Below are 19,589 nucleotides of genomic sequence, written 5' to 3' on the forward strand. Positions count from 1 at the left end.
ACATGTCTGAACAACAAGCACAGGGCGCTGACGCGGCAATTGACCTTAATAATGAACTGAAAACCCGTCGCGAGAAGCTGGCTGCGCTGCGTGAGCAGGGCGTCGCATTCCCGAACGATTTTCGTCGTGACCATACCTCTGACCAACTGCACGCTGACTTCGATGGCAAAGAAAACGAAGAGCTGGAAGCGCTGAACGTTGAAGTGGCCGTTGCTGGCCGCATGATGACCCGTCGTATCATGGGTAAAGCGTCCTTCGTGACCCTGCAGGACGTAGGCGGCCGCATCCAGCTGTACGTGGCGCGTGATGACCTGGCGGAAGGCGTTTATAACGACCAGTTCAAAAAGTGGGACCTCGGCGACATCATCGCCGCCCGCGGTAAGTTGTTCAAGACCAAAACCGGTGAGCTCTCTATCCACTGCACCGAGCTGCGTCTGTTGACTAAAGCTCTGCGCCCGCTGCCGGACAAATTCCACGGCCTGCAGGATCAGGAAGCGCGTTACCGTCAGCGTTACCTGGACCTGATTTCCAACGATGAATCTCGTAAGACCTTCAAAGTGCGTTCGCAGATCCTGGCGGGCATCCGTCAGTTCATGGTTGGCCGCGGCTTTATGGAAGTAGAAACCCCGATGATGCAGGTGATCCCGGGCGGCGCTTCCGCGCGTCCGTTCATCACCCATCATAACGCGCTGGATCTGGACATGTACCTGCGTATCGCGCCGGAACTGTACCTCAAGCGTCTGGTGGTTGGCGGCTTCGAACGCGTCTTCGAGATCAACCGTAACTTCCGTAACGAAGGGATCTCCGTTCGTCATAACCCAGAGTTCACCATGATGGAACTCTACATGGCTTATGCGGATTACAAAGATCTGATCGAGCTGACCGAATCTCTGTTCCGCACCCTGGCGCAGGACATCCTCGGCAATACCGAAGTGCCTTACGGCGACCAGGTGTTCGACTTCGGCAAGCCGTTTGAAAAACTGACCATGCGCGAAGCGATCAAGAAATACCGTCCGGAAACCGAGATGGCGGATCTGGATAACTTTGATTCCGCGAAAGCGATCGCTGAATCTATCGGCATCAAAGTGGAGAAGAGCTGGGGTCTGGGCCGTATCGTGACCGAGATCTTCGAAGAAGTGGCGGAAGCGCACCTGATCCAGCCGACCTTCATCACCGAATACCCGGCGGAAGTTTCTCCGCTGGCGCGCCGTAACGACGTCAACCCGGAAATCACCGACCGCTTTGAATTCTTCATTGGCGGCCGTGAGATCGGTAACGGCTTTAGCGAGCTGAACGACGCCGAAGACCAGGCGCAGCGCTTCCAGGATCAGGTTGATGCGAAAGCCGCAGGCGACGACGAAGCAATGTTCTATGACGAAGACTATGTCACCGCGCTGGAACACGGCCTGCCGCCGACCGCTGGTCTGGGTATCGGTATCGACCGTATGGTCATGCTGTTCACCAACAGCCACACCATCCGCGACGTTATTCTGTTCCCGGCGATGCGTCCGCAGAAATAATCGCCCTTCGCGAAAAGCAAAAAACCCGGCTTGCCGGGTTTTTTTATGTCTGATGTGAGGTCCTAAGGCTGGCGTAGCCTGGCTCAGCGCAGCGCAAGCCGGGGATCCCGGATGGCGGCGTAAACGCCTTATCCGGGCTACGCAATGGCGCAGAACCGTAGGCCTGTGCAAGCGTAGCGCCGCCAGGCATTAATGACAGGCACAGGGCTGCGCCTGGCCTGGAGAATAGTCAGCTTACCCGCGCAGACGCGCAACAAAGTCGGTCAGCGCCTGGCGGGCGTCCCGATTTTCCGCTTCCAGCACCATCCACGGGCTGAACGCCCACGGCGTGGCGGCCAGCGCGCTTAACATGGTTGCCAGGTCAACCCACTGATAGTCCATGACTTCATCGTCGTTAGGCTGCACTTCGCTTACCACGCGCGCGGCATATACCGGGCACACTTCGTTCTCAACGATACCGTTTGGGGCGACCGCCCGGTAGCGGAAGGCCGGGTGAACCGGCGCGATATCAGAGATCTCCACACCGAGTTCGAAGCGACAGCGGCGCGTGACGGCCTGCTCGAAGGTCTCGCCCTGCTGGGGGTGTCCGCAGACCGAGTTGGTCCATACCCCGGGCCAGGCTTTTTTGCCCAACGAACGGCGAGTGACCAGCAACTGACCCTGCTGGTTAAACAGCCAGCAGGAAAACGCGAGATGTAAAGGGGTATCAAACGTATGGGCGGCATACTTCTCCAGCATACCGGCAGGCTGATCCTGCTCATCCAGCAAAATGACGTGTTCCCCGGCCATGACGACTCCTGAAAATAAAAAATGACCCGGCACAAACCCGCCGGGTCATGTACTCAGGCCACTAGGGTAGCCCATAAATGGGAGAAAGGCATTACCAAAACAAGCCCTGGCAGCATGTTGGCGACCGGGAAAAGCTTAATGTTGCAGATGCGTAATCCCGTGGCCACCATCAGCAATCCACCGGCGCAGGAGAAATCCGCCATCATTGACGGGGTGATCATCGGCAGAATAAACACTGCCAGCATCGCCAGCGCCACCTGAATCACAATCTGCGGGATAGCGATGGTCATCACCGCGTAGCCCAGCAGCGTCGCGAAGATCCCGGCGGTAAACAGATCGAGGATCGTTTTAATGTACAGGATCGATGGATCGCCGCTCATACCTTCGGTCATGGCACCAAAAATACCGGTACCGCTGGCGCAAAACAGGACCAAAATAGCCACGAATTTTTCGGTGAACTCTTCGTGACCTAATCCCTGAACGGGGGGCAGGACTTTATTAATCAACCCACGCGTTGATCCCGCCGCGCGACCGATACGTTTTTCCAGGTGCAACAGTTCGCCAAGGAAAGCGCCGAGTACCATCGCCAGCACTACCGCCGGCATATATTTCACCTTCAGCACCAGGGTGATCCCCAGGCCGACGGAGCAGAGACCAAAGGTCATCGGCAGAGCTGTTTTGACGCGTTCCGGAAGTTTGCCTCCGGCCATTGCGCCAATTAATCCGCCGATAATCACGGCGGAACCATTTACATACGGACCAATTAACATTGCGAGTTCCTGTTATGCGTAATGCAGCTCGCCCTCACCCCAGCGTGGGATGTTATTGACCTCCAGGCCAAACAGGTCAAGCGCGCGGTTTACGCTATGGGTAATAATGTCATCTGCGCTTTGCGGACGCTGATAGAGCGCGGGCACCGGCGGAAAGATGATGCCGCCCATCTCGGTCACCGCCGCCATATTGCGTATATGGCCGAGATTAAGCGGCGTCTCGCGCGCCAGCAGCACCAGCCGTCGGCGTTCCTTGAGCACTACGTCCGCCGCGCGGGTAAGCAGATTATCGGTGAGACAATGGGCGATAGCGCCCAATGACCGCATCGAGCAGGGGGCGACTAACATCCCCAGCGTTTTAAACGAGCCGCTGGAGATGGACGCGCCCAGATGGTTGATGGGATGTACCACGTCAGCCAGCGCCATCACGTCGTCTAAGCGGTAATCCGTTTCCAGCTCGCAGGTTTTTTCCGCGCCTTTGGAGACCACCAGATGAACCTCTACCGCCAGTGGCCGCAAAAGTTCCAGCGCTTTGACGCCGTACTGGAACCCGGAAGCGCCGCTAATGCCAATGATGATGCGTGGTGTCATGGTCATCGCCCTTATTCGAAGTCCGGCAGGAAACGTTTTACATCAACCGCTTTGAACTTAGAGCGCTCAAAGTTGTGTTTCAGATGGAACGGTACGGTGCAGTCGAAAATGGTTTTGCACGACATTCCCTGCTGCAGCACGCTCGGGCTGTATTCTGGCACCTGCGACGGGTCGAGCGGATGGCAGCGTACGCCCGGGATCATTACGGTATCGACATCACCCTGGTAGCGGGTTTGCATCGCCCACAGCACGTCGTCGCTATCGAAAATATCAACGTCTTCATCCACCAGAATGACATGCTTCAGCTCAGGGAAGGCAGAGAACGCCAGGAGCGCCGCCTGGCGCTGGCGGCCTTCATCGGCTGGAGACGACTTTTTGAATTGCAGCACCGCCAGCAGCTTGCCGCCGCCTGCCGAGTGGGCGAAGACGTTGAGTAATTTGCCCGGCATGGCGCGTTCTACCATATCGAGAATACTGGCTTCGGTCGGGATCCCGGCCATGTTGACATGTTCTTCGCCTGGCCCGACGGTGGTGCGCCAGATGGGGTTGATACGATGGGTGACGGCTTTGACTTTAATGACCGGAATCGCCTCTTTCGCTTCGCCGGTATAGCCCGGGAACTCCGGCATCGCGCGGCCGGTATGGGTGTTTTGATCTTCACGCACGCGCACGTTCGGCAGCAGCTCGCCTTCAATAACGATTTCGGCGTGAGCGATGGCTTTTTCATTAATGGTTTTACACTGTACCATCTCCACCGCACGGCCACGCAGCGCGCCGGCGATGCTTAGCTCGTTGAAACCCAGCGGGGTAGTCGGCGGCTCAAAGCAGGCGGCGATTTCGATAGCCGGATCCACGCCGATGCTGATCGAAATAGGTAGCGGCTGGCCCGCCGCTTCAGCTTTCATGCGGAAGGCATCGATATGACGACCCGGCGTCAGCCACATTGAAAGCTCATCGCGGCTCTGAACACACAGGCGGTGAATGGTGATATCGGATTCACGAGTTTGCGGATCGGAGGCGTAGCACAGGCCCATGGTGATATACGGGCCGGCATCTTCTTCGGTGTTGGTTGGCGCAGGCAGCAGTTTACGCAGATCGAAATCAGCATCGCTGGCGAGATGAACCACTTCCTGGCATACCGCCGCGCCCTGCACCATGGTAGGGGCAATAGCATTTTCAACGGAATCTTTCAGCAGATGACCCAGTTTTGCCGGCTCACACTGCAGGAACTGGCTAACGCGCTGGCGCGAGCCGTTCAGACCGATGGCTACGCTGATATCGTTGAAGCCCTTAATTTTGTTAAAGACCATGACCGGGCCGTTCTTGCGTGTTGGACGCTGGCAGGTGCCGCCGGCGCCCACGTAGCGGTAAACGCCGGAGAGTTCGGCATGGGGATCGACTTCGGTATCGGTTTCAACATATTCGCCCGGCAGCGTTTTTAACAGCGCCAGAGCCGAACGTAAATCATGTACCGGTGACGGTGTTTTTTTATCTGAGTTTGCCATGAGTGTTCCTTTGAAAAGCAATTTTGCTAAGCGCACAATATTTTTCTTCGATAAATTAAACAAATACCGTTTACCGGATGCTCAGTAGATCAAAAAAGTTGGTTTTAAAAAAATGTTAATGAACAATTAATCAATATGGTGAATTTGACGCGGCTTTTTATTTCTCAGCGTTAGTGTGATACTGCCCGGAAGATAATTACTGAGGTCGGTCATGGATCTTAAACGCTTACGCTATTTTTGCCGGGTAGTGGAACACGGTTCGGTGAGTCAGGCGGCGAAGTCGCTCAACATGGCGCAACCACCGCTCAGCAAGCGGATTCAGGAGCTTGAAGAAGAGCTGCAGGTTTCGCTTTTCGAGCGCCGCGGCAACCGCATTGAACCGACGGAAGCGGGGTATTTCTTATATCGGAAAGGCTGTGAAATTTTACGCCAGGTTGAGGATACTGCCCGCGAGACGGCTGATATTGCGCAAAAGGCCCGTGTGGAAGTACGTATTGGCTTAACTCATCTGTATCAGAATTATTTCCAGCCTTTATTAATGGAGCTCTATCGGCGCAACCCTGAGACCGCGATAAATATCTCGGTGACCGACTCAAGTCATCTGGAAACATTATTAAATGAAGGTGCTATCGACCTGGCATTAATACAGCGGCCTTATCGCAGCGAAGGCTTCGATTATATCTCCTTCGACCCCATTAAACTGGTAGCGGTCATTAATAAAAAATGTCTGTCGCAGCCGCCTTCCAACCCCTATGAGGCTTTGTTGAATAAATCAGATTTCGGGTAAGTCTCCCCCGTAGCGGGTTGTGTTTTCAGGCAATACGCACGCTTTCAGGCATACCTGCTTTCGTCATTTTGTTCAGCGCTCGTACCAGGGCCATAGCCTCCGCAACCTGACCATCGTAGTCACGCAGCGTCAGTGAACCCCCGAACAGCTGTTTTACCCGGTACATCGCCGTTTCCGCTATCGAGCGACGGTTGTAATCTGTTGTCCATTTCCACCGCGCATTACTCCCGGTCATTCGCTGATTAGCCACTGCACGGTTACGGTCTGCATATTCACCGGGCCAGTAACCCGCACCTTTTCGGGGAGGGATAAGCGCGCTGATTTTCTTACGCCGCAGTTCATCGTGACAGAGCCGGGTGTCGTAAGCGCCGTCTGCCGATGCTGCCCTGATTTTTCTGTGAGTCTGCCGGATAAGACCCGGGAAGGCTTCTGAGTCCGTCACATTGTTCAGCGACAGGTCTGCACAGATGATTTCATGTGTGTTGCTGTCAACTGCCAGATGCAACTTTCGCCATATACGACGGCGTTCCTGGCCATGCTTTTTGACTTTCCACTCGCCTTCACCAAAGACCTTCAGCCCGGTGGAATCAATCACCAGATGCGCGATTTCACCCCGGGTGAACGTTTTGAAACTGACGTTAACCGACTTTGCCCGCCTGCTGACACAGCTGTAATCCGGGCAGCGTAGCGGAACGTTCATCAGAGAAAAAATGGAATCAATAAAGCCCTGCGCAGCGCGCAGGGTCAGCCTGAATACGCGTTTAATGACCAGCACAGTCGTGATGGCAAGGTCAGAATAGCGCTGGGGCCTTCCCCGTGATGAAGGCGTTGCCGACTCATACCAGGCCTGAATCGCCCCATCATCCAGCCAGAAAGTGAGGGAGCCACGGTTGATGAGAGCTTTGTTGTAGGTGGACCAGTTGGTGATTCTGAACTTTTGCTTTGCCACGGAATGGTCTGTGTTGTCGGGAGGATGCGTGATCTGATCCTTCAACTCAGCAAAAGTTCGATTTATTCAACAAAGCCCCCGATAAAGATAAAAACGGCTCCATTCCCAATTCTGCCGGGTATTACGTGCTGGCCCGCCGGTATGTTCGTAATCCCCTTGCCAGTCTGCCCGAAATCTCCATGGCCCCAGGTTTAATCCCGTAGTACCATTCCCACTTATCGACTGTTGTGAACTGCCTTTTTGCTGACGGACATTGCTCGCATTAAGATTATAATCAAATAACAAACCAGAAATACCCTCATCCCAGCGAGAAGGGGGATCCCAATTATCTGCCGTATATTCAAGATATGCCTGAGGAATGTTCAGGTATAATATCCCTGAACCCAGATCGGCCGTGGCAGTCATGCCTTCCAGCGATTCTAAACCCAGACATTGATTGTTATGCCACCAGATTAACTTATCTTTTAGCTCTTCTTTTATTCCAAGCGTTTTTACTATAAATGGTGTCAGGCAAACCTCAGAACCTTTGGGGTCATTATCCGGAGGAATAAAAGAGATAATATGCTCCGCCAGTTCAATTTTATTTAACCTTAACGTTAAGGGATATTCTCCAGGCATGAGATATCCTGCTCGGGAAAATTGACTCAAATCGATACTGCTTCGGTCTTTAACATCCATTACGTCAGTATTGAATTGTATGGCCTCTTCTGCAGACCAAGCCATCTGACAGGCGTATGACCCCAGCAGAATGCTCACCAGGCGAGCTAATTGGCTAAGTCGCATCATAAGAAAGTTTACCCCGGTCCATCATGAACGCTAAATTGATAAATTTAATTTCCAGAAGAGTTCTAGTTGTAATCAACTTTAAAGCGTATTGTTGTATGCCATTTTCCTGCCCGCATTCGATGATGATCTTTTACGAGTTGAAAACGGTAATGTAATATCTGTTCACCTGGACTAAGCGGTTGAGGAGGCATAGCTACACCGGGCTGCGCAACATTACCAATTTGATCTGATACTCGTATCCCAACCCCCTCTGCGCCCGTCACGCCGAAATATTCGTCGTCATGCTTGCCGTCAAAAGTTACCGTAAACCATGACCAATCTTTATGTCCCTGCAACAAGGGGGACAGCGAGCAACTAATCAAGTGGATACGGAACGAAAGAACAGGCCCCTGACCATCATGGATCATCTCACCCGTGGTTTTAGTTCCGTATTCCACCGCCTGATGCTGATCGCTCATTGCAATAGCACAAGCGGTGTCAATGATACTGCCCGTCATATTGACGCTACCGTTCCCCTGCTCAGGCTGGCGCGCTAACGCTATACCCGAGAGTACCATCAGTATGACGGGTAGCACCCGACTCCAAAATGTACAATAAAACATGCACATAAATTCCTTCGGTAATCCGGCCCGGCTTCCCACAGGGAAACCGGGCACGTTTTCTTACTGATAGGCCAGAGTAAAGTCTGCGGTAGAGGAGAATTGACCCGCGGTTACAGAAGCACCATTACCTTTCAGGTAAGCGGAGAATGTCAAGGTATTGTGGCCATCGCCAATAATCTGGGCAGCAGAAGCTGTACCCAGTTTGACAGGCGTGCCGCTACCATCAGTAATGACAATACCTGCACCATTTGCAGAGCCAGTAATACCCAGCATGCTTTTATCTTTCGCGTCAGCTGCACCGGTGAAGGTGGTGCTTACTGAAGAGAGATCGGAGGTATCACATTGCTCCAGTACAATATTGAAAGTTTTCGGCTCAGAAGTCTGACCATTTTTAAGTGCAACATTAGAAATTTCACCGAGATCTACGTCCTGCTTGGCAGTATCACCAGTAATAGAACATGGAGCATCAATAATGGAACCAGTAAAGTTAATGGTACCGTGACCCTGATCTTTAACTTCGTGCTCTGCAGCATTTGCCATGCCAGCGAAAATAGCCGCACCCATACCCATTACTAATACGAGTTTTTTCATCTTCATTCTTCTGCTTTCCTTCAATATCTTTTTATATAAAACGCAATGCGCATTTTCTTTTATCATGACGCTCGCAGTCAGCTTTAGCTCACCGGGAGTTATTCCCTGTTCGGGATTAGTCACACCAAGTTGTTGGCAGGGTCATTGTTCTATTTTTAGCTTGGTTAGAAAATACCTTTTTTTGACCCAATTTAAATTCACATGCCAGATAAAACAAAATGACACTCATTGAGGTTAAAATATCAAATAGCAACAACTCAGACCCACATAAACAGCATAATCATCTGGAAATTGACGAATCGTTAATACTAAAAACCAGAAGACTATCATCTCACCACTCATGGAATCGAACAGAATTTGTACAGTAAAGCTTCAAAAGTTAACAAGGCAGACATATTTCACTTTGTTTTATAACCTACTCTTTGTTGTGGGGAGAATAATTTTTAGAAAGATATAGCTATTCATCCATCATTCTTTCACGTCTGCATTGATTTATGAATTAATAGTGGATTATTTATTCAGCTATAAGAAAGGATGTTACTTTCAGCAGGAAGAAAAGGGGAAGATAGAAGCTGGAAAGCGATTTTTTAGCGAGTGAAAATGAACCAGATAATGGCCATTAGAAGATACAATACACCAGGTCTGCCTTGTAGCAACAACGCTAATACTAGCCCTGGGTTAAAGGGCGCTAAAATGTCTTTACCGAGGGGGTAACAGCATTAGTATGCTGCACAGGTAAATTGCGGTGCATAAGGACTAATGACTGTAAAAGCATTATTTTTTAATTCAGTGATACTTACATTTAACAAATTATCATTACCGGCTAATTCCAGCCACATTTGATTAAATAATTCATCAGGAGTGGTATCAGCGCCAGACCGCTCAAATTTCTCGACCAGAAAGACGAAATCACTCGGTTCATCAGGGGTTGTATTGTGCATGAAAGCGGTTCTGTCAAGATAGGTTCGTTGTGTTCCATTTGTCACATATCCTTCAAATTGCATTAATCCTTTGTCCTCGCCATATAGCTGAATGTTTTCAATGATAGAAAAGGTCAGATTACCGTATTCGGTTTCCATCTCTACTTTTGAAAATGCTTTACATTTCATTGGCGCCAGGGGGAGTATTTTATGTCTTTCATGTGACACAAAGTAAGAAACACCGAATGATAAGATGGCAAAAACGCTCAAAAACACTATATTTTTTTTAACCATTTTTATGTTCCATTATCTGATATCGATAAAAATTTTCACATGAAGTCGTGTTGCCATCCTCCCCTTTGGTGCAAAAAGAGAGCATAGTTCGAGAGTTATTACCTGAAGATACAGAACGTTGTTGATCAAAAACGATGAAATTATCTTTGGTACAAACAAGTTTGTTATTACTGAGAATACGGTGAATGTGGTTAATAATTTTCTTTTCAACCTCCTGTGAAACATTTTTGACTAATATTATTTCGCAGTCACCAGAGGTGATTACCGAATTATCGATTTGTTCGCGACCAACGACAACGTACCACAAGAGTAAGGTAAAAATCACTCCGGCACTCAAAAAATATGAAACAGTTTTTAGACCCGTTGTCGCCAATCCATTTTTGGGTGTTGATTCAACAAATGATGCTGTTTTATCGTCGGTGGAATTGCTTTGCGCCTGGAGTTCGGGGAGAACTGCATCCAACGTTATTGCGATGCCTGGATGAACTTTAAAGCCTACCCTGGGTAGAGTCACGATGAGTTCAGGAAAACCGAGAGCGGACAAATGCCTGCGCAGAATACTGATATACTGTCGAAGATTACCATCCGTCGCTTGAAGTCCATGCTCTTCCCATACTTTTTCCAATAAATATTCTCGGGTGAGATTGCGGCCATCTGAACGTGAAAACTCCTCTAACAGACGAACCGCAGGTACTGGCAAACTGATAATCTCCTGTGTTGAAGTATCAGTCAGGGTTCCATCGTCAGTGTTAAAAACGACTTGGTTTTCAATGAAATATTTCATGTTCTCTCATCAGGTATTTTATATACAAAGTTATGCTTTACACGGCATAACTGAATTAACCGTCCTTAATGTGTTGCTCCCAACATACGGCACTGATAAAAAATAAAATCGTTAGAAAAACTTATCAATATTGTCAAGATTTAGTTATTACCCTCTACCTGATGTTTTTCACTCACGGCCAAGAATAGATTGATTCCTAAGCATTTTACAATATATTTCCGTCCGATATCTACTAAATTGAAAAGCAACTTTACTTACGAGATTGACATGAATCAAATGGCACCTTAAGAGTATTAAGGAGCATTTTTGATTTGATAGGTTAACTTTTTTCTTCAGGTTTTGTAAATAGTTAGCTGCCGTTTTACCCCCTCAACATGAATTACCCCTAACCGCCGCCATGAAAAAATGGAAGCCGAGAGGAATGTCAGCGTTGCACAGACATGGGCTATTGCGAAAAGTACCCTTCCACTCATCGGTACGACCAAAGTCCATCACGTTTTGGACGCCGCCAGTGCTTCAGACATCCCGTTACGCGATGAGGAAATCATCCTGCTGGAACTACTCGCCACAGAGATCAGAATGGATACACGTGGCGCTAGGAGTGTAAACCCTGTACAGAGGGTAAAACTGAGTTCAACAGACGAAAGAAAATGCTATAACTGCTGATTTATCAAGGGAAAATTGAGTTTGGTAGACTTCAGGAGACTGGAGTTTGGAGCGGGCGAAGGGAATCGAACCCTCGTATAGAGCTTGGGAAGCTCTCGTTCTACCATTGAACTACGCCCGCGAAGAGGTGCGAGAAGCATTATAGCCCTTACGCACCCTGTGACAAGCCCGCTGGATACTGACTGGCGATAAAATAACCTTTTAGCACTTAGGTTTACTGCCCTGCGGCGGCAGATAGCGCAGCGGATCGATGGCCGTCGCCCGATAGCGGATCTGGAAATGCAGGCGCACTGAATCGGCATCCGTACTGCCCATGGTGGCAATTTGCTGGCCGGCTTTCACGCTCTGACCGTTATTCACCATCAGCTTATCGTTGTGGGCGTAGGCAGTGATGTAATCCTCGCTGTGCTTAATCATGATCAGATTACCATAGCCGCGCAGCTGGTTGCCGACGTACACCACCTTGCCCGCCCCGGCGGCATATACCGGTTGCCCGCGGGTCCCGGCAATATCAATGCCCTTATTGCCGCCATCGGCGGTGGAATAAGGCAGGACCACTTTGCCGCTGGTCGGCCAGCGCCAGCAGCGCTGTCCCACCGGCGGCCAGGAGGACTGAGGTACCGCGGAAGAAGGCGTAACCGCCGCAGTGCGAGTGGAGGAAGATTTTTTCTTCGTCGTCTTCGCCGAACTGCTGCCGTTAAGCTTCAGCTTCTGCCCCACTTCGATGGTGTAAGGCGGCGAGATGTTATTCAGACGGGCGAGATCGCGAACGCTGGTGCCGGTGGTGCGGGAGATTCCATACAGGGTATCACCGCGTTTGACGGTATAAGTGGCACCAGAATCGGACGTACTGGAGCAGCCGGCCAGCACCAGGCTTGCCACCAGCATCAGTGATATATAAACGCGTTTCATCATCAGGCATCCTGCACTTAACACAACCACTTACCTCGCAACCAGGGCGAATATCATACCAGTCCATGCCACAATCCCCAATGCTCTACGCTTTTTCTCTGATCTCTACTCCCTCGGCGCGATAAACGGATAACCCCCGGCGATAATATCCATCAGCGCCGGGAGATACGGCATCGACGGCAATTTCACCAGCGCCGGATAAAATATCTGCGGTGAGGGGAAGACATCAACCACATAGCAATGAGGCAGTTTTTCGGCATTCACTTCCGAAGATGGCAGCAATGTTGCCGCTTCCAGCCCGTCCTCCAGCCAGTCGAGGATCACTCCGGGCTGGGTAATATGCATAATCACCTTCGCGCTAACGCCGGATTTACGGAACAGGTCCATTAGCATTTCATAGGTGCCGGAATCTTTCGCCCGGTGCAGCAGCACCAGCGGCATCGCCGCCAGCGCATTGTAGTCATAGGGGGGCTTTGTTGAATAAATCAGATTTCGGGTAAGTCTCCCCCGTAGCGGGTTGTGTTTTCAGGCAATACGCACGCTTTCAGGCATACCTGCTTTCGTCATTTTGTTCAGCGCTCGTACCAGGGCCATAGCCTCTGCAACCTGACCATCGTAGTCACGCAGTGTCAGTGAACCTCCGAACAGCTGTTTTACCCGGTACATCGCCGTTTCCGCTATCGAGCGACGGTTATAATCTGTTGTCCATTTCCACCGCGCATTACTCCCGGTCAGCCGCTGATTAGCCACTGCACGGTTACGGTCTGCATATTCACCGGGCCAGTAACCCGCACCTTTTCGGGGAGGGATAAGGGCGCTGATTTTCTTACGCCGCAGTTCATCGTGACAGAGCCGGGTGTCGTAAGCGCCATCGGCGGCGGCTGACCTGATTTTCCGGTGGGTTTGCCGGATAAGACCCGGGAAGGCTTCTGAGTCCGTCACATTGTTCAGCGACAGGTCTGCGCAGATGATTTCATGTGTTTTACTGTCAACGGCGAGATGCAGCTTACGCCAGATACGGCGGCGTTCCTGGCCATGCTTTTTGACTTTCCACTCGCCTTCACCGAAGACCTTCAGCCCGGTGGAATCAATTACCAGGTGTGCGATTTCACCCCGGGTGGGCGTTTTGAAACTGACATTAACCGACTTTGCCCGCCTGCTGACACAGCTGTAATCCGGGCAGCGTAGCGGAACGTTCATCAGAGAAAAAATGGAATCAATAAAGCCCTGCGCAGCGCGCAGGGTCAGCCTGAATACGCGTTTAATGACCAGCACAGTCGTGATGGCAAGGTCAGAATAGCGCTGAGGTCTGCCTCGTGAAGAAGGTGTTGCTGACTCATACCAGGCCTGAATAGCTTCATCATCCAGCCAGAAAGTTATGGAGCCACGGTTGATGAGGGCTTTATTGTAGGTGGGCCAGTTGGTGATTTTGAACTTTTGCTTTGACACGGAACGGTCTGCGTTGTCGGGAAGATACGTGATCTGATCCTTCAACTCAGCAAAAGTTCGATTTATTCAACAAAGCCATTATAACCATAAGACAGAAGGTCCGGGTTTTGCCACGGGTGAATTTTCATGGGGGGTCAGTAACGGCTGGTCACTCTATGGTGGGGGATTATTTGCTGGCGACTATAATGCTCTGTCGATAGGTATTGGTCGTGATCTGCTGATCCTGGGCGCTATTTCGGCTGATATTACTCATTCCAGAGCGATATTACCGAATCAAAGTGAAAAGCTTGGGAATTCTTACAGATTGAGTTACTCAAAACGTTTTGATGAGTATGACAGTCAGGTAACTTTTGCCGGCTATCGTTTTTCAGAACAAGATTTTATGAGTATGAGCCAGTATTTAAACGCCCGGTATCATGCTGCGTCAACATCAGGTAATGGTAAGGAGCTGTATACCATCTCGGTTAATAAACAGTTCCGGGATTTGAATGTGAGTACTTATTTGAATTATAGCCATCAGACTTACTGGGATCGACCTGCTAATGACACCTGGAGTGGTTCTCTGGCAACCTATTTTGATGTGGGGCATTTTCATAATATCAGTTTAGGTCTGTCTGCAACTCGCACTCAATATAACGGGAAAAATGACGACGGAATCTTCTTAAACCTGTCGTTACCTTGGGGCACAGAAGGTTCTTTGGATTATAGCGGTCAATCCGGCAGAGGCGGAAGCAGTCATAGCGTTGGTTGGTATGATCGAATTGACAGTAATAATAGTTATCGGATTAGTGCTGGCGTAACGGAAGAGGGCAATACAACCGGCAATGGCTACTTCACCCATAATGGCGATCTTGCGCAATTAAGCGTTAACACAAGTTTTCAGGATGCTGAATACAACGCTATCGGACTTTCTTTACAAGGTGGTGCCACCGCCACGTTACATGGCGCAGCGCTGCATCGTATGAATAGTACTGGTGGAACGAGGTTAATGGTTGATACTGCTGGAATAAGTGATGTTCCGGTGCGTGGTTACGGCGGCATTACTAAAAGCAACATCTTTGGTAAGGCGGTCGTGAGCGATGTTAATAGTTATTACCGCAGCAACGTCACCATAGATTTGGATGAGCTGGCTAATGATGTCGACGCCACCCGGTCAGTGATCGAGGACACCCTGACCGAAGGGGCTATTGGTTATCGTAAGTTTGGTCTTTTGGCAGGGCAAAAAGCGATGGCTGCGATACGGTTGGCGGACAATAGTGCTCCACCATTTGGCGCTACGGTAACGAACAGCGATCGGATTCAAACCGGTATTATCGGAGATGATGGCCATGTATGGCTTACAGGTCTGCAACCAGGTGGCATCTTAATGGTTAACTGGAGTGGGGTAACGCAGTGTCGTATTACCCTCCCGGATCCGTTGCCGACAGATATAAACACAACGTTGTTACTACCCTGCATACGCAACAACAATGTAATCCATTAATGACGAGAGTTAAAATATGGTATCAAATACCTTTAAGCGAACCTTAACGTTTATTATTGCAAGTTTTTCTGCCATGCATGCGGCACACGCCGCTATTGCCTTGGATCGCACGCGCGTTATTTTTGACGGCGATCGACATTCAGAGGCTTTAAGCATCACCAATCAAAATAAATCATTGCCTTATTTAGCCCAGGCATGGGTGGAAGACGCTCATGGAAATAAAATTGAGAGTCCACTGAATGTCGTGCCTCCTCTACAACGAGTGGAGCCCGGCGCGAAAAGCCAATTGATGATCCAGTCAATCGATAATACTAAATTGTCTCAGGATCAAGAGACGCTTTTTTATTTTAATGTGCGGGAGATTCCACCAAAAAGTGACAAACCGAACACCATGCAGATAGCCTTACAAACGCGGGTCAAACTTTTTTATCGACCTTCCGGGCTCGCTGGGAAAGGCGATGAAATTCCTCAGAAACAGCTTTATATGACTAAAGAGGGCGATCGCTATGTCGTACATAACCCTACTGGCTATTACGTCACCTTTGTTCACGCGGCACCGTCTGTGAATGCTGGTGACGTGCCGGGCTTTAAGGCTGATATGGTTGCGCCTAAAGGCACATTAGCTCTGTCAGGAAGTGCAGCAACCCTTGGTAACCACCCTGTACTGACCTTTATTAACGACTATGGCGGACGACCAAAATTGCTATTTAGTTGCACCAGTAACTGCACGGTAACGGATATTAAAGCCGGGTAATTCTGCCTGCATTCTTATAGGCCAGGACAGTACATGATAACCAGAATAAATAATTCTTCATTCCGTGCACGGTATGCCTTATCCCGCTTAGTACCTATTGTGCTGGCAGGGGCGGTGTTATCGCATCACGCCGAAGCCAGTGACAACTGGCATGTTGTGGGTGAGTTCGGGGAATTGTATCTGAGCGGCATGCTGACTGAAGGCGCTTGCATGATCGACATGGCCTCGGCCTGGCAGCAGGTAGAATTAAAACCGATAAATAAACAAGTGCTGCAGCATCCTGGTGATACAGGGGAAGCGGTGTCATTCAAAATCAATCTGACAGGTTGCGCCCGAAGCGGCGGCGATCAGGTTAACCGTTATACAGGTGCAAGCACGCAGGATGCGATTCAACCTGTCGTCACCATTAGCTTTATGGGGGCCGCCGATTCGGATAGCCCCGATCTCCTGCAGGCAAGTGGCATTCGTGGCATGGGGCTGCGCCTGAACGATCCTCTGGGGCGTCTGGTGCGGCTTGGTCAGCGCGGTGAGCCAATCATGCTGGTACCGGGTGATAACATCCTGACGTACACCGTTACCCCTGTACGCACGTCGGCGTCGCTACTCTTTGGCCGCTTTCGGGCAGTAGCAAATTTTGAGGTGAGCTATGACTGATATGCGTTTGCTGATGGCGGTGATCCTGCTCTTAACGACGTCTTCGCTCCTTGCTGCGCAGAGCAATAACCTGCAGATGGATGGCGCGCTGGTCTTTGAGCCCTGCACACTGGATTCAACGATAAATACGCTGGAAGTCGATTTCGGCACCGTAATAAAGAAGGGCTTGTATAAGGATCACAGGACCTACGCCGTGCCGTTTGTCATTACCTTGACGGACTGTGACACCAGCCTTGGTAAAATAGTGAATTTAACGCTGAGCGGTCCGGAGAGTAATGGCCTCCCAGGCTACCTGGCAACCACCGGTGCTGGCAGTAATGGAATAGCCGTTGGGATCGAAACACCAGAAGGCAAGTTACTGCCAATAAACCAATTATCCCCAGCTTATAAGCTGCAGGATAACTCCACCATAATACCTCTGCAGGCGTATGTGGAAGCAGAACCGGATGCGATTAAACATCAAACCCTGGTGGCCGGAGACTTTAGTGCAACAGCGACTCTGGAAGCGAGCTATCCGTGAATCTGGAACAGGTAATGTGTCATATAAAAAAGGTTTTGTTATTCATCTTTCTGGCTCTGGAATTATATCCAGGCGTTGTTATGGCAGATAAAGGCGACAATTTCGACATGAAAATTCATGTCAAAGGTACGGTTGTTGCGACCGGAAAATGTTCATTTGTTCAGGATGATGCCGTAGATGTTAAGTTTGGTGATGTAAAATACGACACCGATATTAAGAACACGCTGAAAGGGACTTATACCCAGCCGCTTGTTAGCAACATGACCTGTTCTGGTGATATAGATGGCAAGACGCAGATGAAGCTGGATAACAGTTCAGGCAAATATATATCGGATGGGAGTAACAAATTGCTACCCGTCACTTATTCTGGTGGAAAAGCCAGTAAGTCTCTGGGAATACGTTTGACTGCCGACGGCACGATAAAAAATACCGGCGAGTGGTTCGATGTGGACATGACCAACCCGCCGAAACTGGAGGCGGAACTCGTTCAGGTTGGTGATGGCGAAGATTTTTCTAATGGGATTACTTTCTTTGCGAATGCTACGTTGACCATGGCTTTTAACTGAGGAAGACATAATGCTGTTACCTCTGAGATTAGTGATATTTGCTTTGGCGTTTATTTGTACGGCAGCACTGGCAAAGCAAACGGGTGATGCAATGTCTTATTCCTTCTCCGGACGCCTGATTGGTGTGACGCAATGCAAAATTAATAATGATAAGCCAGTAGAAGTGCATTTCGGTAAAGTTGGGATTGCGAAAATAGACAAAGGTACCTATGTACAAGACATTAATTACACGCTGGATTGTGGGAGCGCCACCAGTGATAATACAGTGACGTTATCAATTAAGGCTACGCCTGCTCTGTGGGATCCAAAGGCTATTGCTTCGAGTGCAGAAGGGCTGGGCGTTTACATTCTAAAAGATGGTGAACCGATTGAACTGAACACTGATATTAAAATTGACGATCCCAATATGCCGCCAAAACTGCGGGCTAAGGTATTGAAAGACCCCAAAGTTAACCTTACCGAGCAGGACTTTACCGTAGTGGGAACTATTGTTGTTGAATATGTTTAATAGTATTAGAGCTATGGCAGATGTGTTGTTCGCTCATGAGTATTTTAAAGAATGATGCTCGTTAAATTAATGTTTTAAATATAAGACAGCAAATTTGTTGTGGAATTGAACTGCAGTAGTGGCATCTTAATCCACTTTATAGGATATGAGTTATGAATGACTATAAATATGAATTGATTATTTCAAAGCTAATGGGGGGCTTGTTTTTCACTATTTTACTTATAGTCATAACCCCAATCGCTCATGCTTTTACTGGTGCGCCGGGCCCAGCAGATTGTAGTGGTAGTGATGGAAGTAGAGGGTTTAGTTATGACTCACCCTACCTTGGCTGTAATTTTGTTGCTCGGGATGGGACGAATTATATAAATAATGCCACTTCTATAACTTCAATTAGTGCGCCTATGTTTACAGAGGGTTACGTTCCATATACTGGCAAGTATAAAGTCAGAGCGAATATATGCCCGGCTACTGACGCAATAAACTGCACGTTAGCAAAGACAACTTCATTTGTCGACTCAGCTAAGGCGGTAGATGCAAGCTCGGCAAAAGAGTTAGGGTACCAGGGAGGAAGCTTGGGTGGGGGGAGCGGTACTATTCCTGCTCATTCAGCAATATGTTATACTTTTTTTGAAATCACTCATCCCGAAATACAATGGCGTACTTCAGATACAATAAACTGTAGCGATGCTCGTCTACTTCCATCTGTTCCAGCAGACTGTTATATAAATGAACTGGCTGATTTAAATGTCACTTTGGGCTCTCTTGAACGGAGTGACATTCCAACAGTGCCGGATAGCAACAGTTCTATGGCAAAATCGGTTACGGTATCTGTTCTTTGTACCCGTGATGGTTCTACAACTAACGTGACTAAATTCAAGTACACGCCTGTAAGCATTAGTGGTAATAACTTAGTGTCTACTAAAAAAAATGGGCTTGGAATCGCGATTTATTATAAAGGATTTCTGGTGACAAACGGCCAGGAACTTCCTGTAGAGAATTTTAAAACCGGTTTTAGTAACGTTGAGCTCACATTTGTACCTGTTCGTGACAAGGATACGGCTTTAAAGGATATCCCAACAGGAAGTTTTTCCGCCGATGCCGTAATGGAAATGACTGAGCAATAAAAGTTCTAATACTTCACATGTATGCGATGTTTAAAACATATCCATATTTTAAAGGTGATGGCTGC

General features: G+C 49.3%; 20 protein-coding genes, 1 tRNA gene and 3 pseudogenes. 10 read left to right on the top strand and 14 right to left on the bottom strand.

Annotated features, from left to right (window positions below; all coding sequences use genetic code 11):
* Positions 1-2: 2 nt before the first annotated feature.
* On the top strand, positions 3-1,520 hold the full coding sequence (gene lysS, locus ACR809_RS03995) for a lysine--tRNA ligase (protein WP_002916299.1): 1,518 nt from the start codon (positions 3-5) through the stop codon (positions 1,518-1,520).
* A 234-nt stretch (positions 1,521-1,754) separates the two neighbouring features.
* Here lysS and idi read toward each other — a convergent pair whose 3' ends face one another.
* The 4 genes from idi to ACR809_RS04015 are packed head-to-tail and all read right to left on the bottom strand — an operon-like array spanning position 1,755 to position 5,175.
* Positions 1,755-2,309: an isopentenyl-diphosphate Delta-isomerase gene (gene idi, locus ACR809_RS04000; protein ID WP_002916298.1), complete on the bottom strand. Its 555-nt coding sequence runs from the start codon at positions 2,307-2,309 to the stop codon at positions 1,755-1,757.
* Positions 2,310-2,362: 53 nt separating this feature from the next.
* Positions 2,363-3,079 carry a DUF554 domain-containing protein gene (locus tag ACR809_RS04005; protein WP_025712484.1) on the bottom strand — a complete coding sequence of 239 codons (717 nt, stop codon included), beginning with the start codon at positions 3,077-3,079 and terminating at the stop codon, positions 2,363-2,365.
* Positions 3,080-3,091: 12 nt separating this feature from the next.
* Positions 3,092-3,670 carry a UbiX family flavin prenyltransferase gene (locus tag ACR809_RS04010; protein ID WP_025712483.1) on the bottom strand — a complete coding sequence of 193 codons (579 nt, stop codon included), beginning with the start codon at positions 3,668-3,670 and terminating at the stop codon, positions 3,092-3,094.
* An 11-nt stretch (positions 3,671-3,681) separates the two neighbouring features.
* Positions 3,682-5,175 (bottom strand): UbiD family decarboxylase, encoded by a 1,494-nt coding sequence (locus ACR809_RS04015; protein ID WP_108452516.1) that lies wholly within the window; start codon positions 5,173-5,175, stop codon positions 3,682-3,684.
* A 211-nt stretch (positions 5,176-5,386) separates the two neighbouring features.
* Here ACR809_RS04015 and ACR809_RS04020 point away from each other — a divergent pair.
* Positions 5,387-5,929 (top strand): annotated as a pseudogene (locus ACR809_RS04020) (LysR family transcriptional regulator); the annotation flags it as partial.
* A gap of 58 nt (positions 5,930-5,987) precedes the next feature.
* On the opposite strand, the gene ACR809_RS04025 reads toward ACR809_RS04020, so the two are convergent.
* From ACR809_RS04025 to ACR809_RS04050, 6 genes are all read right to left on the bottom strand, one after another.
* Positions 5,988-6,956: an IS5-like element IS903 family transposase gene (locus ACR809_RS04025; protein WP_074187230.1), complete on the bottom strand. Its 969-nt coding sequence runs from the start codon at positions 6,954-6,956 to the stop codon at positions 5,988-5,990.
* Between the two features lie 21 nt (positions 6,957-6,977).
* On the bottom strand, positions 6,978-7,697 hold the full coding sequence (locus ACR809_RS04030) for a FimD/PapC N-terminal domain-containing protein (protein WP_122051061.1): 720 nt from the start codon (positions 7,695-7,697) through the stop codon (positions 6,978-6,980).
* 62 nt (positions 7,698-7,759) lie between these two features.
* Positions 7,760-8,194, bottom strand: a complete 435-nt coding sequence (locus tag ACR809_RS04035; RefSeq protein ID WP_126438424.1) for a fimbrial protein — start codon at positions 8,192-8,194, stop codon at positions 7,760-7,762.
* A 165-nt stretch (positions 8,195-8,359) separates the two neighbouring features.
* Positions 8,360-8,896, bottom strand: a complete 537-nt coding sequence (locus ACR809_RS04040) for a fimbrial protein (RefSeq protein ID WP_108452526.1) — start codon at positions 8,894-8,896, stop codon at positions 8,360-8,362.
* Positions 8,897-9,609: 713 nt separating this feature from the next.
* Positions 9,610-10,104 carry a FidL-like protein gene (locus tag ACR809_RS04045; protein ID WP_108452525.1) on the bottom strand — a complete coding sequence of 165 codons (495 nt, stop codon included), beginning with the start codon at positions 10,102-10,104 and terminating at the stop codon, positions 9,610-9,612.
* Positions 10,097-10,888: a winged helix-turn-helix domain-containing protein gene (locus ACR809_RS04050; RefSeq protein ID WP_108452524.1), complete on the bottom strand. Its 792-nt coding sequence runs from the start codon at positions 10,886-10,888 to the stop codon at positions 10,097-10,099. Before ACR809_RS04050 ends, ACR809_RS04045 begins: the two co-directional genes overlap by 8 nt.
* Positions 10,889-11,243: 355 nt before the next feature.
* Here ACR809_RS04050 and ACR809_RS04055 point away from each other — a divergent pair.
* A pseudogene (locus ACR809_RS04055) lies at positions 11,244-11,554 on the top strand (hypothetical protein); the annotation flags it as partial.
* A 47-nt stretch (positions 11,555-11,601) separates the two neighbouring features.
* Here ACR809_RS04055 and ACR809_RS04060 read toward each other — a convergent pair.
* From ACR809_RS04060 to ACR809_RS04075, 4 genes and pseudogenes are all read right to left on the bottom strand, one after another.
* Positions 11,602-11,675, bottom strand: a tRNA-Gly gene (locus ACR809_RS04060).
* An 80-nt stretch (positions 11,676-11,755) separates the two neighbouring features.
* Entirely contained in the window at positions 11,756-12,469 is a 714-nt protein-coding gene (gene actS / locus ACR809_RS04065; RefSeq protein WP_025712480.1) for an amidase activator ActS, read from the bottom strand.
* A gap of 102 nt (positions 12,470-12,571) precedes the next feature.
* Positions 12,572-12,934: pseudogene (locus ACR809_RS04070) on the bottom strand (LysR family transcriptional regulator); the annotation flags it as partial.
* Positions 12,935-12,991: 57 nt separating this feature from the next.
* Positions 12,992-13,960, bottom strand: coding sequence for an IS5-like element IS903B family transposase (locus tag ACR809_RS04075; RefSeq protein WP_074423712.1), 969 nt, complete (start codon positions 13,958-13,960; stop codon positions 12,992-12,994).
* A gap of 19 nt (positions 13,961-13,979) precedes the next feature.
* On the opposite strand from ACR809_RS04075, the gene ACR809_RS04080 reads away from it, so the two are divergent.
* The 7 genes from ACR809_RS04080 to ACR809_RS04110 all read left to right on the top strand — a co-directional run bounded on the left by ACR809_RS04080 (position 13,980) and on the right by ACR809_RS04110 (position 19,524).
* Positions 13,980-15,398, top strand: coding sequence for a fimbria/pilus outer membrane usher protein (locus ACR809_RS04080; RefSeq protein ID WP_122051063.1), 1,419 nt, complete (start codon positions 13,980-13,982; stop codon positions 15,396-15,398).
* Between the two features lie 16 nt (positions 15,399-15,414).
* Positions 15,415-16,152: a fimbria/pilus periplasmic chaperone gene (locus ACR809_RS04085; RefSeq protein WP_122051064.1), complete on the top strand. Its 738-nt coding sequence runs from the start codon at positions 15,415-15,417 to the stop codon at positions 16,150-16,152.
* Between the two features lie 33 nt (positions 16,153-16,185).
* On the top strand, positions 16,186-16,806 hold the full coding sequence (locus ACR809_RS04090) for a fimbrial protein (protein ID WP_108452530.1): 621 nt from the start codon (positions 16,186-16,188) through the stop codon (positions 16,804-16,806).
* Positions 16,799-17,326 carry a fimbrial protein gene (locus ACR809_RS04095; protein WP_108452531.1) on the top strand — a complete coding sequence of 176 codons (528 nt, stop codon included), beginning with the start codon at positions 16,799-16,801 and terminating at the stop codon, positions 17,324-17,326. Before ACR809_RS04090 ends, ACR809_RS04095 begins: the two co-directional genes overlap by 8 nt.
* Positions 17,327-17,406: 80 nt before the next feature.
* Positions 17,407-17,892: a fimbrial protein gene (locus tag ACR809_RS04100; RefSeq protein ID WP_162992521.1), complete on the top strand. Its 486-nt coding sequence runs from the start codon at positions 17,407-17,409 to the stop codon at positions 17,890-17,892.
* 10 nt (positions 17,893-17,902) lie between these two features.
* Positions 17,903-18,400, top strand: coding sequence for a fimbrial protein (locus tag ACR809_RS04105; RefSeq protein WP_108452533.1), 498 nt, complete (start codon positions 17,903-17,905; stop codon positions 18,398-18,400).
* 152 nt (positions 18,401-18,552) lie between these two features.
* Positions 18,553-19,524: a fimbrial protein gene (locus ACR809_RS04110; RefSeq protein WP_126438427.1), complete on the top strand. Its 972-nt coding sequence runs from the start codon at positions 18,553-18,555 to the stop codon at positions 19,522-19,524.
* Positions 19,525-19,589: the final 65 nt, after the last annotated feature.

This window comes from Klebsiella sp. CD33 (assembly GCF_051992865.1).
GTDB classification, from domain to species: Bacteria; Pseudomonadota; Gammaproteobacteria; order Enterobacterales; family Enterobacteriaceae; genus Klebsiella; species Klebsiella pneumoniae.

Excerpts from the sequence above, each read along its gene's own strand:
- lysS (WP_002916299.1), top strand. The coding sequence starts at position 3 with ATGTCTGAACAACAAGCACAGGGCGCTGACGCGGCAATTGACCTTAAT.
- idi (WP_002916298.1), bottom strand. The coding sequence starts at position 2,309 with ATGGCCGGGGAACACGTCATTTTGCTGGATGAGCAGGATCAGCCTGCC.
- ACR809_RS04005 (WP_025712484.1), bottom strand. The coding sequence starts at position 3,079 with ATGTTAATTGGTCCGTATGTAAATGGTTCCGCCGTGATTATCGGCGGA.
- ACR809_RS04010 (WP_025712483.1), bottom strand. The coding sequence starts at position 3,670 with ATGACACCACGCATCATCATTGGCATTAGCGGCGCTTCCGGGTTCCAG.
- ACR809_RS04015 (WP_108452516.1), bottom strand. The coding sequence starts at position 5,175 with ATGGCAAACTCAGATAAAAAAACACCGTCACCGGTACATGATTTACGT.
- ACR809_RS04030 (WP_122051061.1), bottom strand. The coding sequence starts at position 7,697 with ATGATGCGACTTAGCCAATTAGCTCGCCTGGTGAGCATTCTGCTGGGG.
- ACR809_RS04035 (WP_126438424.1), bottom strand. The coding sequence starts at position 8,194 with ATGACGGGCAGTATCATTGACACCGCTTGTGCTATTGCAATGAGCGAT.
- ACR809_RS04040 (WP_108452526.1), bottom strand. The coding sequence starts at position 8,896 with ATGAAGATGAAAAAACTCGTATTAGTAATGGGTATGGGTGCGGCTATT.
- ACR809_RS04045 (WP_108452525.1), bottom strand. The coding sequence starts at position 10,104 with ATGGTTAAAAAAAATATAGTGTTTTTGAGCGTTTTTGCCATCTTATCA.
- ACR809_RS04050 (WP_108452524.1), bottom strand. The coding sequence starts at position 10,888 with ATGAAATATTTCATTGAAAACCAAGTCGTTTTTAACACTGACGATGGA.
- actS (WP_025712480.1), bottom strand. The coding sequence starts at position 12,469 with ATGATGAAACGCGTTTATATATCACTGATGCTGGTGGCAAGCCTGGTG.
- ACR809_RS04085 (WP_122051064.1), top strand. The coding sequence starts at position 15,415 with ATGGTATCAAATACCTTTAAGCGAACCTTAACGTTTATTATTGCAAGT.
- ACR809_RS04090 (WP_108452530.1), top strand. The coding sequence starts at position 16,186 with ATGATAACCAGAATAAATAATTCTTCATTCCGTGCACGGTATGCCTTA.
- ACR809_RS04095 (WP_108452531.1), top strand. The coding sequence starts at position 16,799 with ATGACTGATATGCGTTTGCTGATGGCGGTGATCCTGCTCTTAACGACG.
- ACR809_RS04100 (WP_162992521.1), top strand. The coding sequence starts at position 17,407 with ATGGCAGATAAAGGCGACAATTTCGACATGAAAATTCATGTCAAAGGT.
- ACR809_RS04105 (WP_108452533.1), top strand. The coding sequence starts at position 17,903 with ATGCTGTTACCTCTGAGATTAGTGATATTTGCTTTGGCGTTTATTTGT.
- ACR809_RS04110 (WP_126438427.1), top strand. The coding sequence starts at position 18,553 with ATGAATGACTATAAATATGAATTGATTATTTCAAAGCTAATGGGGGGC.